This is a genomic window from Halomonas sp. BL6 (genome assembly GCF_006228115.1).
Lineage (GTDB): Bacteria > Pseudomonadota > Gammaproteobacteria > Pseudomonadales > Halomonadaceae > Vreelandella > Vreelandella piezotolerans.
In genome coordinates this window covers 261,098-276,137 of sequence record NZ_VDGL01000003.1, presented here as the reverse complement: position 1 = coordinate 276,137, position 15,040 = coordinate 261,098, and the positions used below count along the sequence as shown (strand labels likewise).

Annotated in this window: 13 protein-coding genes; 8 read left to right on the top strand and 5 right to left on the bottom strand. The window is 58.2% G+C overall.

Going from position 1 to position 15,040, the window contains the following annotated elements; all coding sequences use genetic code 11:
• The first annotated feature begins 33 nt into the window (after positions 1–33).
• Genes FHJ80_RS08010 through FHJ80_RS08000 form a run of 3 tightly spaced genes read left to right on the top strand, consistent with a single transcriptional unit; the run spans position 34 to position 5,265 of the window.
• On the top strand, positions 34–2,646 hold the full coding sequence (locus FHJ80_RS08010) for an ATP-binding protein (protein WP_139526489.1): 2,613 nt from the start codon (positions 34–36) through the stop codon (positions 2,644–2,646).
• Positions 2,643–4,412 carry an EAL domain-containing protein gene (locus FHJ80_RS08005; RefSeq protein WP_139526488.1) on the top strand — a complete coding sequence of 590 codons (1,770 nt, stop codon included), beginning with the start codon at positions 2,643–2,645 and terminating at the stop codon, positions 4,410–4,412. The genes FHJ80_RS08010 and FHJ80_RS08005 overlap by 4 nt, the downstream gene beginning before the upstream one ends.
• The gene (locus FHJ80_RS08000) at positions 4,402–5,265 is read left to right on the top strand and encodes a MurR/RpiR family transcriptional regulator (protein WP_139526487.1); all 864 of its coding nucleotides are present in this window, start codon (positions 4,402–4,404) and stop codon (positions 5,263–5,265) included. Before FHJ80_RS08005 ends, FHJ80_RS08000 begins: the two co-directional genes overlap by 11 nt.
• 10 nt (positions 5,266–5,275) lie before the next feature.
• On the opposite strand, the gene FHJ80_RS07995 is transcribed toward FHJ80_RS08000, so the two are convergent.
• The gene (locus FHJ80_RS07995) at positions 5,276–5,635 is read right to left on the bottom strand and encodes a RidA family protein (protein WP_139526486.1); all 360 of its coding nucleotides are present in this window, start codon (positions 5,633–5,635) and stop codon (positions 5,276–5,278) included.
• A gap of 57 nt (positions 5,636–5,692) precedes the next feature.
• The gene (locus FHJ80_RS07990) at positions 5,693–6,193 is read right to left on the bottom strand and encodes an Lrp/AsnC family transcriptional regulator (RefSeq protein WP_139526485.1); all 501 of its coding nucleotides are present in this window, start codon (positions 6,191–6,193) and stop codon (positions 5,693–5,695) included.
• A 249-nt stretch (positions 6,194–6,442) separates the two neighbouring features.
• Between FHJ80_RS07990 and FHJ80_RS07985 the strand changes: the two genes are divergently transcribed.
• Positions 6,443–8,128, top strand: a complete 1,686-nt coding sequence (locus tag FHJ80_RS07985; RefSeq protein ID WP_139526484.1) for a 2-isopropylmalate synthase — start codon at positions 6,443–6,445, stop codon at positions 8,126–8,128.
• Positions 8,129–8,182: 54 nt separating this feature from the next.
• On the opposite strand, the gene FHJ80_RS07980 is transcribed toward FHJ80_RS07985, so the two are convergent.
• The gene (locus FHJ80_RS07980; protein WP_139526483.1) at positions 8,183–9,037 is read right to left on the bottom strand and encodes a universal stress protein; all 855 of its coding nucleotides are present in this window, start codon (positions 9,035–9,037) and stop codon (positions 8,183–8,185) included.
• Positions 9,038–9,222: 185 nt separating this feature from the next.
• On the opposite strand from FHJ80_RS07980, the gene crcB (FHJ80_RS07975) reads away from it, so the two are divergent.
• Genes crcB (FHJ80_RS07975) through FHJ80_RS07965 form a run of 3 tightly spaced genes read left to right on the top strand, consistent with a single transcriptional unit; the run spans position 9,223 to position 11,011 of the window.
• Complete coding sequence (crcB, locus tag FHJ80_RS07975; protein ID WP_139526482.1) at positions 9,223–9,603, top strand: fluoride efflux transporter CrcB; 381 nt, start codon at positions 9,223–9,225, stop codon at positions 9,601–9,603.
• Positions 9,604–9,621: 18 nt separating this feature from the next.
• The gene (crcB, locus tag FHJ80_RS07970) at positions 9,622–10,017 is read left to right on the top strand and encodes a fluoride efflux transporter CrcB (RefSeq protein ID WP_139526481.1); all 396 of its coding nucleotides are present in this window, start codon (positions 9,622–9,624) and stop codon (positions 10,015–10,017) included.
• Positions 10,018–10,024: 7 nt separating this feature from the next.
• Positions 10,025–11,011, top strand: coding sequence for an arsenic resistance protein (locus tag FHJ80_RS07965; protein WP_139526892.1), 987 nt, complete (start codon positions 10,025–10,027; stop codon positions 11,009–11,011).
• Positions 11,012–11,041: 30 nt separating this feature from the next.
• Here the strand turns inward: FHJ80_RS07965 and FHJ80_RS07960 are convergent, their stop codons facing one another.
• Positions 11,042–12,532 carry a SulP family inorganic anion transporter gene (locus tag FHJ80_RS07960; protein WP_139526480.1) on the bottom strand — a complete coding sequence of 497 codons (1,491 nt, stop codon included), beginning with the start codon at positions 12,530–12,532 and terminating at the stop codon, positions 11,042–11,044.
• Positions 12,533–13,032: 500 nt separating this feature from the next.
• On the opposite strand from FHJ80_RS07960, the gene FHJ80_RS07955 reads away from it, so the two are divergent.
• Positions 13,033–14,046: an isocitrate dehydrogenase gene (locus tag FHJ80_RS07955; protein ID WP_139526479.1), complete on the top strand. Its 1,014-nt coding sequence runs from the start codon at positions 13,033–13,035 to the stop codon at positions 14,044–14,046.
• Positions 14,047–14,048: 2 nt separating this feature from the next.
• On the opposite strand, the gene FHJ80_RS07950 is transcribed toward FHJ80_RS07955, so the two are convergent.
• Positions 14,049–14,825, bottom strand: coding sequence for a ZIP family metal transporter (locus tag FHJ80_RS07950; RefSeq protein ID WP_139526478.1), 777 nt, complete (start codon positions 14,823–14,825; stop codon positions 14,049–14,051).
• Positions 14,826–15,040: the final 215 nt, after the last annotated feature.

Genomic DNA, 15,040 nt, shown 5'->3' with positions numbered 1-15,040 from the left:
TTTTTCAATCCCCCCTCACGTCTAGGAAACGCCATGCAAGCCGCCAAGCGACCGGAGAATGAAACACAGCGCCTGACGGCCTTGCGCGCGTTGAGCATCCTCGATACCCCGGCCGACGACGCCTTCGAGCGTCTGACACAGCTTGCCCGGGACCTGTTTGACGTGCCGATGGCACTCGTGTCACTGGTCGACGAAGAGCGCCAGTGGTTCAAGTCTCACCCGGGGCTACCCATCTGCGAAACCAGCCGAGAGGTCTCTTTTTGTGCCCACGCCATCGCCGCCGATACGCCGCTGGTCATCGAAGATGCCCAGAGCGATCCGCGCTTTGCCGATAACCCGCTCGTCACCGGGAAACCGCATCTCCGCTTCTATGCGGGGCACCCGCTCAGGCCTTCCGATTCGCTGGCCGTGGGTACGCTATGTTTGATCAGTGATCGGCCACGCGCTTTCTCGTCGCGGGATAGACAGCTACTGGCCAGCCTGGCAGGGCAAGTGGACGAACTGTTGCGCCAGCATCAAATGCGCCACACCTTGTCGCAAACCACGCGTCGTTACGAGGCGCTGTTCAACGAGAGTGCCACCGGCATCGTGCGAATCGACCTAGCTGGCAACGTGCTGAGCATCAACCCTTTTGCACTCACCATGTTGGGCTATACCAGAGCCGAGGTGTTGGGTCGTAACGTCTCGATGCTGACCCCGGCCGCGATTCGCGCCGAACATGACCAATTCATTGCGCGCTTTTTGGCAGGCAGTGACCCTAATGTCATTGGACGGGGTCGCGAAGTAGAGGCGTTGCACAAAGAAGGCCACCTCGTTCCCGTTCATCTAGCGGTCAACGCCATCCATAATGAGCAGAACGACGTGGTGGAATTCCTTGGTATTTTGACCAACCTGAGCGACGTTTACGACGCCAATCACCGCATGCATAAAGAGCAGAGCCTGCTGAAAGTGCTGCACCAGGGCATTACCGATTATCAGGCGCTAATGTCCGGCGAGCAGCTCTGGACCTTTCTCATGGAGGCATTGCGCGAGCTGACCGACAGCGATTACGCGCTGATTGGCGAAGTAATGCCAACGAGCACGACCAATACGCTCAAGATCCACGCCATTACCGATCTCTCTTGGAGCGATGAGTCGCGCCATTTGATGGAACAGCTGCGCAGTGGGGATATGATGCTGACCAATCCCGACTCGCTGTTGGGCCGTGTGTTTGCCCACGGCGACGTGGTGATCACCGACGACGTTTATCGTCACGCCAAACGCGGCGGCTTTCCACCGGGCCACCCGCGTATCGATAATTACCTGGGCGCGCCGATTTTCAGTGGCGATAAATTGATAGGCATGTTCGCCATTGCCAACAGCCAACAAACGCTGAGCCATTCGTTGTTACACTGGCTTCAGCCGTTTACCGATACCTGCGCGCTGCTGATCAACCTCTATCGACAGTTGGCAGAGCGCGAGCAGGCCACCATGGACCTCGCGGCGGCGAGGGACCAAGCCGAACAGGCCAATAGGGCGAAGAGCGAATTTCTATCGTCCATGAGCCACGAGCTACGTACGCCGCTCAATGCCATCATTGGTTTTGCGCAGCTGCTTGGCAAAGGACGGCGCGAGCCGCTCAGCGATAAGCAGAAGCGACAGGTAGGTCAAATCCAGAAAAGTGGGCAGCACCTGCTTAGCTTGATCAACGAAGTGCTCGATTTGGCTAAAATCGAGTCCGGCCACATGGCGCTCTCCATCGAGCCGATCGCGATAGAGAGCGTGATCGAGGATGCCTGCAGCACGTTAGAAGCCAATATTGAGGCAGCAGGGCTAGTGCTTCAGCGCGAGCCACTCCCTGCGCCTTGGTGGGTCGCCGCGGATTACACCCGCACCAAGCAGGTATTGCTCAACTTACTCTCCAATGCCATCAAATATAATCGCCCCCAGGGCTCGATACGGATTGCCGTCGATCAACGGGGCAACGACGTGTGCGTTCGCGTCACGGATGCCGGGCATGGCATCGCACCAGAGCGACAGCACGAGCTTTTCGAACCCTTCAATCGGCTCGATGCCGAGCATGGCACCATCGAGGGGACGGGTATTGGGTTAGCGATCACCCGAGAGTTAGTGGAGCGAATGCAGGGCCAAATTGGCGTGACGAGTGCACCCGGCCAAGGCGCGACGTTCTGGTTTACCCTCCCCATCACCGAGGCCGATGCGCTTAGCGAGACGCCCTTGCCGATGACGCTGGCCAGCGCCGCCCCTGGCCAGCGTCATCACCTACTCTATATCGAAGACAACCCCACCAACCAGCGCTTGATGGAAGATATCATGGAGGACTTTGACCAGGTGCGGCTGCAGACCGTCACCAGCGCCGAGCTAGGGCTTGATCTCATGCGTCAATCTCCTCCGGATCTGGTGCTGATGGACATTCACCTACCCGGCATGAACGGCTATCAGGCGCTGGATGCGATTCAAAAAGATACCTCGTTACGCCACATTCCAGTGGTGGCCCTCTCGGCCAACGCCATGGAGCGTGACCGTGCGCACGGCCTAGCGGCAGGGTTTGCCGATTACCTCACCAAGCCGCTCGACATTGATCAGCTCTCGGCGACACTGAGCCGCTATGTGTCTACAGACGCCATACCAAGGAAGGCGCCATGACGTTCATGAACAAACACCTGCTGGTAGTGGATGACAACAGCATCAACGTCGAGCTACTGCTGGATCTGCTCGACGATCATGGATTCGATAACGTGCATGGTCTGAGCGACCCTCGCCAAGTCCTGCAACATTGTCAGCAAGCGATGCCGGACCTCATCTTGCTCGATATCCGTATGCCTCATTTAGATGGCTACAGCGTGATGGAGCAACTGCAGGCGACGTTTGCCGAGCATGCGCCGCCGATCATCGTGCTGACCGCACAAATCGATGACGAAACCCGCCATCGCGCGCTGAGCATGGGTGTAAGGGACTTTCTGACCAAACCCTTCAAACACGATGAAGTGCTTCAGCGGATTCACAACATATTGAGCGTGGAGCACCGCTATCGTGTTCGCGACCAGCAGGCCGAGACGCTGGAGGAGATGGTGGCCAAGCGCACCGAGGAGTTGGATCGCCAGTCACGCACCGACCCTATCACCCAGCTACCCAACCGTCGCGCCTTGACACAACGCTTGGCCGATGCGGCGCAACAGGGCTGTCCCACGGGGTTGTTGTTTATCGCGCTGGATCACCTCGATGATGTCGTGCGTTTACATGGCTACGGCATTGCCGACCAGCTCATGGTGCACATTAGCCGCCGGCTCGACGGCCAGTTGGACGTTAGCAGCACACTCGGGCTGTGGGGCGGCAGCGAGCTGCTGGTGATTACCCCAACGGCCGAGCTGAGCGAGCTGCGTCAGCTCGCTTCACGGCTGCTCGACTGCTTCGAACACGACCAGTCCCTAGACGACCTGCTACTGCCGCTTAACGCGCGTATTGGTATCAGTTGGTCGCAGGGCCACTTCGACATCGAGCGCTTGGTGCACATGGCCGCCCTGGCACTTCCGCAGAGCGGCACACTGCGACTGCAAAGCTACAATGAAGCTCTGGAAAACCAGCAGCGCCACCGACTGCACCTACAGCAGGCCATTCGCGGCGCCACACAGCGAGGGGAAATGTCCCTGGCCTTCCAACCCAAGCTGTCACTCGAAACTCAGCGCGTAGTGGGCGCCGAAGCGCTGCTACGCTGGCACCACCCAGAGCTGGGCCACGTCTCCCCTGGCGACTTCATTCCCCTGGCAGAAGCCAGCGGTGATATCCTCTCGATTGGCGAGTGGGTACTCGAGGAAGCCATGCGCTATATTGCCGACTGGCGGGCCAAGGGACTGTTGGACGACGATTTCCATATTGCCGTGAACGTAGCAGCACGTCAGCTAGCGCGTAAGGACTTTGCCGAGAACCTGCTGGCGCGACTGGCTAATCATGGCATCCCGGCAAGGTTCTTTGCCCTGGAAGTCACCGAATCGGGTCTGCTCAGCGATATGCACAATGCGCGCATCCAGCTCGCGCAGTTGGCAGAAGTGAACATTGCCGTGGCCATCGATGATTTTGGTACCGGGCACTCGTCACTGGCGTATGTCAAAACGCTGCCCTTCTCGACGCTGAAAATCGATCGCGCCTTCGTGATGGACCTGGAGGAGGACGCCATCGATCGCCATTTGGCTCTCACCATCACCCAGCTTGCCCATGCCGTGGGCTGCGACGTGGTCGCCGAGGGTATCGAAACGGCTGCGCAGGCCGACTACTTACGTTCAATTGGTTGCGAAGCTGCTCAGGGGTATTACTATGCTCGTCCATTGCCTGCCGATGAGTTCTATCGCTGGTGCAGGGACTGGACACCTTCTTCACACCTAACGCTTGCCACGGAGTCAGTTAATGGCGCATGACCTGCTAGACCGCTTACGGGAACGCTTGGAAGAGTTGAATCGCTCAGAGCGTAAAGTTGCGAACGTCATTCTGGTAGACCCCGCAGCGGCCACCAGCCTGAGCATCGCCAGCCTTGCTCAAGCGGCGAGCGTCAGTGAACCGACCGTCAACCGCTTCTGTCGCAACTTCGGCGCCAAGGGCTATCCCGATTTCAAAATCAAGCTGGCCCAGAGCTTGGCAGGCGGCACGCCCTACGTCACCCGTGCCGTCGAGCCGGGCGATACCGCTACTCAGTACACCCATAAAATCTTTGGGGCGACCATTGCGGCGCTAGACGAAGCGCAGCGGGAAGTGGACATGGCCGCCGTCGAAAGGATGGTGGATTACCTGACGCAAGCAAAACAGATCCACTTTTTTGGATTGGGTGCCTCCGGCGCCGTGGCGCAAGACGCCCAGCATAAGTTTTTCCGCTTCAACCTGCCGGTGATGGCCTACGTCGACGTGCTGATGCAGCGAATGGTGGCAGCCGCTTGCCATACCGGCGATGTGGTAGTGATCATCTCCTACACTGGGCGTACCCGTGAGCTGGTCGACATTGCCAAGGTAGCCAGGGAAGCAGGCGCCGTAGTGCTGGGCATCACCGCGCCCCACTCTCCGCTCGCTCAGGAGTGCACGGCCACGCTGGAAGTCGCCACCCCTGAAGATACCGACCACTACATGCCGATGACGTCTCGGGTCATTCAACTGACGCTGATCGATGCCCTGGCCACGGGTGTCACGCTCAGGCGCGGCGAAGATTTTCTGCCGCACCTAAAAAAGATCAAAGACAGCCTACGCGACACCCGCTTTCCGGCAGAAAAGCCTGTCAAATAAGCGATAGCAGTTACGCACCCACGGCCGTCGTCACGGTAATCTCGACTTTCAGCTCATCGGCAGGCATCGGCGCGCATACGCAGGTGCGTGCCGGTGCATGGCCTTCCGGTACCCAGGCATCCCATACCTCGTTCATGGCGGCGAAATCACTGCCATCTTTCAAGTAAATCGTGGCGCTTAGCAGTTGTTCTCGGCTAGAGCCGATCTCTTTTAAAAGCGCATCGACGCGCGCCAGCATGCTCTCGGTTTGTGCTTTGATATCGCCGTGGCGAGCCTCGGGGCCTGCTACCTGACCGCATAAATAGGCCACCCCCTGATGTATGACGGCACGGCTCATGCGGGCTTTTGTATCATGGCGCTGAAGATGCATAGATCGAACTCCTGGCTAGAAGAAAAAAAGCAGTGTAAACCGCTATGCCGCCGCTGCCTACGCTTCGTTAGCCAGCGAGTATGAGGTAGGCACGGGGCGATGCTCGAACACCCGGCGCAACACGAAACTCGTATGGGCGCCGGTGACGCCTTCGATGCGGTTGATCACATGGAGCAGCAAGTGTTGATAATCGTCCATGTCTCTCACCAGGATTTTGAGCTGAAAATCGGCGGCTTGCCCGGTAATGATCAAACACTCCACCACGTTGGGAATGTTACGGATATGACGCTCGAAGTTATCGAAGCGCTCGGGGGTGTGCTGATCCATCGAGATATGCAGCAGCGCCATGAGTTGAAAGCCGAGCGGCCGCGCATCGACCACCGCTCGATACTGGATGATCAAGCCGTGCTCTTCCAGGGCTCGCACGCGCCGTAAGCACGGCGAAGGGGACAGTCCAATGCGTTCGGCCAGTTCCTGATTGCTGATACGCCCCTCCTGTTGCAACACGTCGAGGATGCGGCGATCAAAACGGTCGAGGGTCAAAGGCGCGTTGGCCACAGCGATATCTCCTACCAAAATAAGAATTTAATTCGATATATTCTGCCATTTTTTTGCGCTAACGCCATATTTTCGCAATAACCTTTCGCGCCATGTGTCGTAGACTATGTTGACTGCCAAAAGCAGTCCTCGATTGACGCCTTACCCAGGCGTCCTCCCTAGGCTCTCCCTGACCCGGAAGAGCACGCCACAGCGGCTTGCGCCACCAGCGGCCGCCCCAAACAACTCACCGTTCTCAGGAAATTCACCATGCCTGCTTTTGATCATCGCAAATATCGTCCTGCTCCCCGGGTGCCCGCGTTCGACCGTCAGTGGCCCGACCGGGAGCTGACTCAAGCGCCCATCTGGGTGAGTGAAGACCTACGCGATGGCAACCAGGCCCTGCTCGAGCCGATGACGGTAGAGCAGAAACAGCGCTTCTGGCATCAGATCATCAAGGTCGGTATCAAAGAAGTGATGGTCGGCTTTCCCTCCGCCAGCCAGCCGGATTACGATTTCGTGCGCTGGCTGATCGAAGAGGATCAAATTCCTGACGACGTGACCATCGCCGTGCTCGTGCAGTGCCGCGAACACCTGATCGAAAAAACGTTTGCGTCATTGGTGGGCGTCAAGCGCGCCATCATCCACCTGTATAACTCCACGTCCACGATCCAACGGGAGCGGGTGTTCGAGATGGATCGCGACGGTATCACCGATATCGCCGTGCAAGGCGCAACGTGGGTCAAGACCTATGCGGCCCAATATCCCGACGTCGATTGGCGCTTCCAGTACTCACCGGAGAGCTTCTCCAGCACCGAAATCGATTTCTCCCTGGCCATCTGCGAAGCGGTGATGGATGTCTGGCAGCCCACCCCAGACAACAAGTGCATTCTCAACCTGCCCACCACCGTGGAAGTGGCAGGCCCCCACCATCACGCCGATCAGATCGAGTACTTCTGCCAGCACATCAGTCGCCGCGATAGCGTGATCATTTCGGTGCATACCCATAACGACCGGGGCGGTGCCGTGGCGTCGGCAGAGCTTGCACTACTGGCGGGGGCCGACCGTGTCGAAGGCACCTTACTGGGAAACGGTGAACGCACCGGCAACATGGATATCGTTACGCTGGCCATGAACCTCTACAGCCAGGGTATCGATCCCAAGCTGGATCTTTCCAACCCCGACGAGATCATTCAGGTGGTGCACGAGTGTACAGGGATTGCCATGCATCCCCGTCACCCCTGGGTAGGTGAGATGGTGTATACCGCCTTTTCTGGCAGTCACCAGGATGCGATTCGTAAATCGCTCAAGCACCAAAAACCCGACGAACCGTGGCAAGTGGCCTATTTGCCCATCGACCCGCACGATATCGGGCGGGACTATCAGGCCGTCATTCGGGTTAACAGCCAGTCGGGCAAAGGCGGCATGGCCTTTCTGTTGGAGCGCGACTACGGCATCAGCCTGCCTCGTTGGATGATGCTCGCGCTGGCCCCCTACGTACAACAAGAGAGCGAACGCCGTAATAGCGAGCTCTCCAGCGAAATGATTCGACAGGTGATGTTCGACCATTTCTCCCATGGTGCGCCGCTGTCCCTCGCCGACTATCGACTCTCGAAGGGGCAGCAGGAAGGGATCGACATCACGCTGTGGCAGGGTGCCGACACGCTGCGCTTATCAGGGACCGGCAATGGCGCCATGTCGTCGTTCACCGATGCCTGGAGACGCCATACTGGTAGCCACGTCGCCATTCTCGATTACAGCGAACACTCACTGGGCGGCGACAGCGAAGCCAACGCCATTGCCTTCGTGCAGCTCAACATCGATGGTCAGCGGGTGTGTGCCGTGGCGGAGGATAGCGATACGGTGAGCGCATCGCTCAAAGCCGTGCTGTCAGGGATTAATGCGACTCAGCCCGCTCGCGCCGAGCAGCGGGAAGTGGCTAGTAGCACCGCCTGATCGGTACCCCGGCCGCTGCCAAACGCGCGGCGGCCGGGCGACCATCGCTTTACATCAGCGTAAAATCAACACCGGTAAGTGGGCATTACGCAACATCGCCGTGGTAGTGCTACCCACCAGCAGATGACGAATGCGCGAGTGACCGTACGCGCCCATCACGAGCAGGTCGATCCCCTTTTCCTCTTTATAGGCACGCAGCGCTTCTTCGACGTCTCCCGCTCGAATGGCACCTTCGGTATGGTGTCCTGCCGACCGAAGCGTCTCGGTGGCCCACTCGAGCTGCGAGCGATTCTCGGCGGTTTCGGCCCCCACGATCACCACGTGACACTCAGCGCCCTCGAATAGCGGGCTTTTTGCCAGCATTTCTACCCCTTTGCGGGCGGTTTTGCTGCCATCGAAGGCCATCAGAATGCGCTTGGGTGGGGCGAATGCCTTCGGCACCATCAATATGGGCCGATGCAGCTCGCGAACGACGCGCTCGAGGTTAGACCCTAGATGGCCGCTGGCTTGGTGCGCCGTTTCTCCTCGTTTGCCGAGCACCAACAGGCGGATCTCCTTTTCATGCTCCGCCAAGGTATCCACCAATGTGCCGTTACGCTGCATGCAGGGAGTGTCTGCAAAACCGGCTGCCTCGCTGCGCGCTTTGGCAGCATCCAGCATCAAACGCCCCTGCTCGCGGGCGAGCTTTCCCCTCTGCTCTTCGATGTCCGAAAGCTGTTCCAAGAGGTGCTCGCGGGTGCCTAGGCCAAGATGGCCGGTCAGATCGGGCTCGGCGACTTGGGCATGGTTATCGACGGTGTGCAGAAAACGCAGCGGAGCCGAAAGCGCCGTGGCGGCCCACACCGCATAGTCACAGACACTTTCTGAGTAGTGGGAACCATCGATGGCGGCTAACACGTAGTCAGACATGGGGGTGTCTCCTTACACGGGTGCATGAACAGTGATCGTCATTCTGACTCTTTTGTACACGAAGAGGTGGATCGGCAACACCGTAGCACCGGCTTTTTTGAGTAATGGCCGACTTCTGCGTCCCTCCCGTCGCAATGCTACACTTAGCCGCCTAGCGATTTCACCACGACAGCGCGAGGCGTAGCATGGGGCACGGCATCACGAGTCTATTACTCGTCGCACTGGGCGGTGCACTGGGAGGATTGGGACGCTTTGCGATCTCCAATACCATGGCCCGCTTACTGGGCAACGCCTTCCCCTGGGGAACACTCGTCGTCAACGCTAGCGGAGCGCTGCTGGCAGGCTGGCTGCTAGGCGTTTACGGCGTGCCCAACACACAGCCGTTTTGGCTATTGGCGGTAGCGGGCCTGCTCGGCGGCTATACCACGGTGTCGTCGTTTAGCTTACAGACCCTCGAGCTGTGGCAGCGCGGCAAGGCGATGCGCGCCGCCCTCAATATGATCGCCACGCTACTGCTAGGCGTCGCCATGGCGGCGCTGGGCTGGTGGCTGGCCCAACAGGTTTGAAGAGCAGAGGTGCCCACGATGCAGCTTAACGCCTATCTCGCCGTTGGCCTTGGCAGCGCTCTGGGTAGCGTGCTGCGCTATGGCGTCTCGCTGGCGTCGATGGCCGTGCTGGGTAGCCACTTCCCCTGGGGAACGCTCTTGGTCAACGTGTTGGGTTCTTGCCTCATCGGCTGGCTAGCCGCGACGGCGTCCCGCCTGCCCCGAGGCGCACTGGCACGACAGCAACCGCTTTGGGTGGCGGGCTTTTGCGGCGGTTTTACGACCTTTTCACTGTTTAGCTTGGAAACGCTGCACTTGGCACAGCAGGGCAGCCTAGGGCTGGCACTGTTTTATGCTGTAGGCAGCTTACCGCTGTGCGTAGCCGCCGCCTGGATGGGCGAGCGCTTGGCCTTTTTAAACCAACCAGTGGCCTAAGCTCTTGATACGTGAACAGCTCGAACAGCAGCAGTCATGGATTTATCTGGCGTTTATCGCGCTCGGACTTTGCCTTGGCCTATTGGCTCCAGAACCAATGGCAGCGTTTGAGCAGGCACTATGGCCGCTGCTCGGTTTACTGCTCTTCGCCACGTTCACCCAAATCCCGCTGCTGCAAATAAAGCAGGGACTTCAAGATACGCGCTTCATAGCGGCGCTGTTGATAGGTAATTTTGTCGTGATTCCTGCACTGCTGGGGGTATTGGTGGTGTGGATTCCCTTGCCGCTGCCCGTGCTGGCAGGCGTTTTATTGGTGCTGCTGATGCCTTGCACCGACTGGTTTATTACCTTTACGCACTTAGGCAAAGGCGACGCAGCCCGCGCCATTGCCGCGACACCCCTTTTATTGCTCGTGCAGATGGTGGCACTACCTGCCTATCTATGGCTATTGCTAGGCAGCGAATGGTTGCAATTAACACTCTCCCCTACGTTACTGAGCGCCTTTTTGAGCTTGATAGTGCTGCCCCTGCTGCTCGCCTGGCTCACGGAGCGCGCAGCGCAGAGATCCGCCACTATCGAACGGGCTACCCGAGCACTGGGATGGATGCCGGTACCGCTTTTAGCCTGCGTGTTGCTGATCATTGCGGCGACTCAGGTCACACAGGTGTTGACCCTGCGTCAGCTACTCGGGCACGCAGTGTTGATCTTCATAGGCTTCTTGATCGTCGCGGCGCTGCTCGGCAAAGCGCTTGGCCACCTCTTTCAACTGCCGCCCACCAGCACACGCACACTGGTGTTTAGCTTCGGCACCCGTAATTCCTTCGTCATGCTGCCCATCGCTCTCACCCTACCCAATGGCTGGCAAGCCGCGGTGGTCATCATCGTGTGCCAATCGCTGGTCGAGTTACTGGGTATGGTGGCATACCTTCGCTGGGTACCGAAGCGTCTAATTCCCAGCAAAGACACAAAAAAAGCCGACGCTCACCGAAAGTAAGCGTCGGCGATGACAGGATGCCCGTGAGGATTAATGGCCGCCCATCAGTTTATCGACCGCTTCTGGGTCGTTATGAACGGCGTAGCGATCCACGACAGTGGCGCTTGCTTCGCTCAAGCCCACTAGGTCTACCTCGGTGCCTTCGCGACGGAACTTGATCACCACGCGGTCCAGTGCCTGAACGGCGGTCACATCCCAAAAGTGCGCTTTCGATAAATCAATGGTGACTTTGTCGATGCTCTCTTTGAAGTCGAACGCAGCCATAAAACGCTCGGATGAGGCAAAAAACACCTGCCCCACCACCTGATACTCGCGCTGTTTGCCGGCCTCTACCTCTTTCGAACCAACGTACATGATGTTGCCGACTTTGTTGGCAAAAAACAGCGCCGCCAGCAGTACGCCCACGAAAACCCCGATCGCCAGATTGTGGGTACCGACCGTGACGGCCACCGTTGCCAGCATGACGATATTGGTGCTCAACGGGTGCTTCTTCAGATCGCGAATGGACTCCCAGCTAAAGGTGCCAATCGAGACCATGATCATCACCGCCACCAGCGCTGCCATGGGAATTTGCGACACCCAGTCTGCTAGGAATACCACCATCAGCAGAAGCACCACGCCCGCGATCAGTGTCGATAGGCGCGTCCGGCCGCCCGACTTGATGTTGATCACTGACTGGCCGATCATCGCACAACCGGCCATGCCGCCCATAAAACCCGCCCCAATGTTGGCGATGCCTTGGCCTTTACACTCGCGATTTTTATCACTAGGCGTATCGGTAAGGTCATCTACAATGGTGGCCGTCATCATCGACTCAAGCAGACCCACCACGGCCAACATCACAGCATAGGGGAAAATGATCATCAGCGTTTCAAGGTTCAACGGCACGTTTGGCCACAGGAAAACCGGCAGCGTATCCGGCAGCTCGCCCATATCCCCCACGGTGCGAATATCCATACCGCTCACCATGTACACCACCGTCAGTACCACGATGCATACCAGCGGCGAAGGCACCGATTTTCCGATCATCGGCAGATAGGGGAACAGATAGATAATGCCCAGGCCTACCAGCGTCATGGCATACACGTGCCACGTCACGTTGGTCAGCTCCGGCAGTTGCGCCATGAAAATCAGAATCGCCAGCGCATTCACGAACCCGGTGACCACCGAGCGAGATACGAACCGCATGAGTTCCGCCAGCCGCAGGTAACCCGCGATGATTTGCAGCACGCCGGTCAGCAGCGTGGCGGCCAGCAGGTACTCTAGCCCGTGCTCTTTCACTAGCGTCACCATCAGCAGCGCCATCGCCCCTGTCGCGGCAGAAATCATACCTGGGCGGCCACCGGTAAAGGCGATCACCACCGCAATACAGAACGAAGCATAGAGCCCTACTTTCGGGTCCACGCCAGCAATGATCGAAAAGGCGATCGCTTCAGGAATGAGCGCCAGCGCGACGACAATACCGGACAGCGTGTCGCCCTTGATGTTAGAAAACCACTCATGCTTGCTGAAAGGTGCCATTCAGGGAGTCCATGGTTTGAAGTTTAAAGATAGTGCGTGCCATAGCCGCACAGAGGCAGCAAATGAGCACACATTAGTCATAGCTTGTCGAATGAATGCTACCGAACGAAGACGCACACGCGTCGGTAGCCAAATAGCGGCATCGGAGTGCCATAGCGCCGGGATGACGCGACAAGCATCATGGCGCTGATAAGGAGGGAAAAACCTAGGGTGGAGTCATCAGCCCTGAAGTCGGCAGAGCAATGAATGCCCATGCATTGTTCATTACGGTTACACCTTGCTGTTCTATCATCGTTATTCAGGCGAGAGGCCAGACGTGCTGGTCGCCGTGAGCGCGGCATTCTACCAGCAAACAGGCCGATTGACACCCGCCTCCCTAGACGTTTAGACGATGACCTGCCCCCTAAGCTTGGCTTACCATGGCACTTGTATGGCGATATTACCGTCGCCTTCTCGACATCTTGATTCTTTCCCACGCTATCGAACGAGAGGACCCGCACATGAGCCAGACAGTCGCAGTGATCAAAGGTGATGGCATCGGCCCTGAGATCATGGACGCCACCCTGCAAGTGCTCGACGCACTCGAGTGCGGGTTGACCTACGAATTCATCGACGCGGGCTTGGTCGCGCTAGACAAACACGGCACGCTCATCCCGCAATCCTCGCTGGATGCCATCGAAAAGCACGGTATCGCTCTGAAAGGCCCGCTCACCACGCCGATTGGGAAGGGATTTTCATCGATCAACGTACAGCTACGCCGCCACTTCGATCTCTATGCCAACGTGCGTCCCGCCATCAGCTTTCCGGGCACGCGCTCCCGTTACGACGATATCGACATGATCACCGTGCGGGAAAACACCGAAGGGGCCTACCTCTCCGATGGCCAGGAGATGATTGACGACGGCAACACCGGCATTTCAGTGATCAAAGTGACCCGCCAAGGCTCCGAGCGCATCGTGCGTTACGCCTTTGAACTCGCCAAGCAAAACGGCCGCAAGAAAGTCACTGCCGTTCACAAAGCCAACATCATCAAAACCAGCTCCGGCCTGTTTTTGGACGTAGCCCGCGACATCGCCAGCGAGTATCCCGAGATCGAATTCCAAGAGATGATCGTGGATAACGCCTGTATGCAGCTGGTCATGAACCCTCATCAGTTCGATGTGGTGGTCACCACCAACCTATTTGGCGATATTCTATCCGACCTCTGCGCCGGTCTCGTAGGCGGTTTGGGCCTCGCCCCAGGGGCGAACATCGGTGAGAAAGCAGCTATTTTCGAAGCGGTACACGGCTCAGCCCCCGACATTGCAGGCAAGAAAATTGCCAACCCCTGTGCCCTACTGCTCGCCGCCGCCCAGATGCTCGACCATCTCGGCATGACCGCCAAGGGGGATGCCATTCGTCAGGGGATTCGCGCCGTGCTCGAAAACCGCCGCGACATGGTGACACCCGATATGGGCGGCACCGGCACTACCGATACTTTTGCCCAAGCGCTCGTAGAACACTTGCAACGCTGAGCCTAGCCCAGCCACACATCGAGAAACAGCATGATCACCAAGCCCATCGCCAGGCCAAACGTCGCTTTCTTCTGATGGCCGCAGCGGTGGGTTTCGGGAATGATTTCATGGCTGATCACATAGAGCATGGCCCCTGCCGCAAACGCCAACCCCCAAGGCAGCAGTACTTGGGAGACGGTGACGACGCTAGCACCAAAGAGCCCCCCAATTGGTTCGATGAGCCCGGTCAGCGCGGCGATCGACCAGGAGCGCCACTTGGAGTAACCCTCGCCCATCAGCGCGACGGCCACCGCCAGCCCTTCCGGCATGTTCTGTAAGCCAATACCTATCGCTAGCGGCATACCTCCTTCTAGGCCATTGGCACCAAAACCAACGCCGACCGCTAACCCTTCCGGCAGATTGTGAATCGCAATGGCAAACACGAATAGCCAAACGCGGCGCAGCGATGCGGCTTCGGGCCCTTCCCGCCCCTGTTGAAAGTGCTCGTGGGGCAACCCCTCGTTGAGTAAGGCAAGGGCACCCATACCTAGCAAAATGGCAGTGCAGACGAGAGCCGCAGGCACCGGCCCGCCAGCATAGTAAATCTCAGCGGCGTCGAGTGCGGGAATGATCAGTGAAAAAAACGAGGCCGCCAGCATCACACCCGCGGCAAAACCCAGCGCTAAATCTCGAAACCCTCGACTCGGCGTGGTTCCCAGCAGTACTGGCAGAGCCCCCACTGCGGTCAATGACCCCGCCACCAAACTCCCTACGACTCCTAGTACCAGCGTATTTTCCATGAGAAATCATTGACTCGATATGTCATATAAAAAGGTGAGATAACCGCTGACGACGTCTGTAAGGAAACGGGCGTCTGGGTCACCCATTGGCGAATCAGTGTAACCTCACATGGCGATGTCTTAGAGAGCACTCGAAGTACAGCTGGGTTCGCGAGCAGGGGACAATCGTAGGTTAACGTGCATGAAAGCGACACCCTGCGCGCAGTTAGAGAGAT

Bases quoted from the DNA above. Each gene is read 5' to 3' on its own strand.
- FHJ80_RS08010 (WP_139526489.1), top strand. From the start codon at position 34: ATGCAAGCCGCCAAGCGACCGGAGAATGAAACACAGCGCCTGACGGCC.
- FHJ80_RS08005 (WP_139526488.1), top strand. From the start codon at position 2,643: ATGACGTTCATGAACAAACACCTGCTGGTAGTGGATGACAACAGCATC.
- FHJ80_RS08000 (WP_139526487.1), top strand. From the start codon at position 4,402: ATGGCGCATGACCTGCTAGACCGCTTACGGGAACGCTTGGAAGAGTTG.
- FHJ80_RS07995 (WP_139526486.1), bottom strand. From the start codon at position 5,635: ATGCATCTTCAGCGCCATGATACAAAAGCCCGCATGAGCCGTGCCGTC.
- FHJ80_RS07985 (WP_139526484.1), top strand. From the start codon at position 6,443: ATGCCTGCTTTTGATCATCGCAAATATCGTCCTGCTCCCCGGGTGCCC.
- FHJ80_RS07980 (WP_139526483.1), bottom strand. From the start codon at position 9,037: ATGTCTGACTACGTGTTAGCCGCCATCGATGGTTCCCACTACTCAGAA.
- crcB (WP_139526482.1), top strand. From the start codon at position 9,223: ATGGGGCACGGCATCACGAGTCTATTACTCGTCGCACTGGGCGGTGCA.
- crcB (WP_139526481.1), top strand. From the start codon at position 9,622: ATGCAGCTTAACGCCTATCTCGCCGTTGGCCTTGGCAGCGCTCTGGGT.
- FHJ80_RS07960 (WP_139526480.1), bottom strand. From the start codon at position 12,532: ATGGCACCTTTCAGCAAGCATGAGTGGTTTTCTAACATCAAGGGCGAC.
- FHJ80_RS07955 (WP_139526479.1), top strand. From the start codon at position 13,033: ATGAGCCAGACAGTCGCAGTGATCAAAGGTGATGGCATCGGCCCTGAG.
- FHJ80_RS07950 (WP_139526478.1), bottom strand. From the start codon at position 14,825: ATGGAAAATACGCTGGTACTAGGAGTCGTAGGGAGTTTGGTGGCGGGG.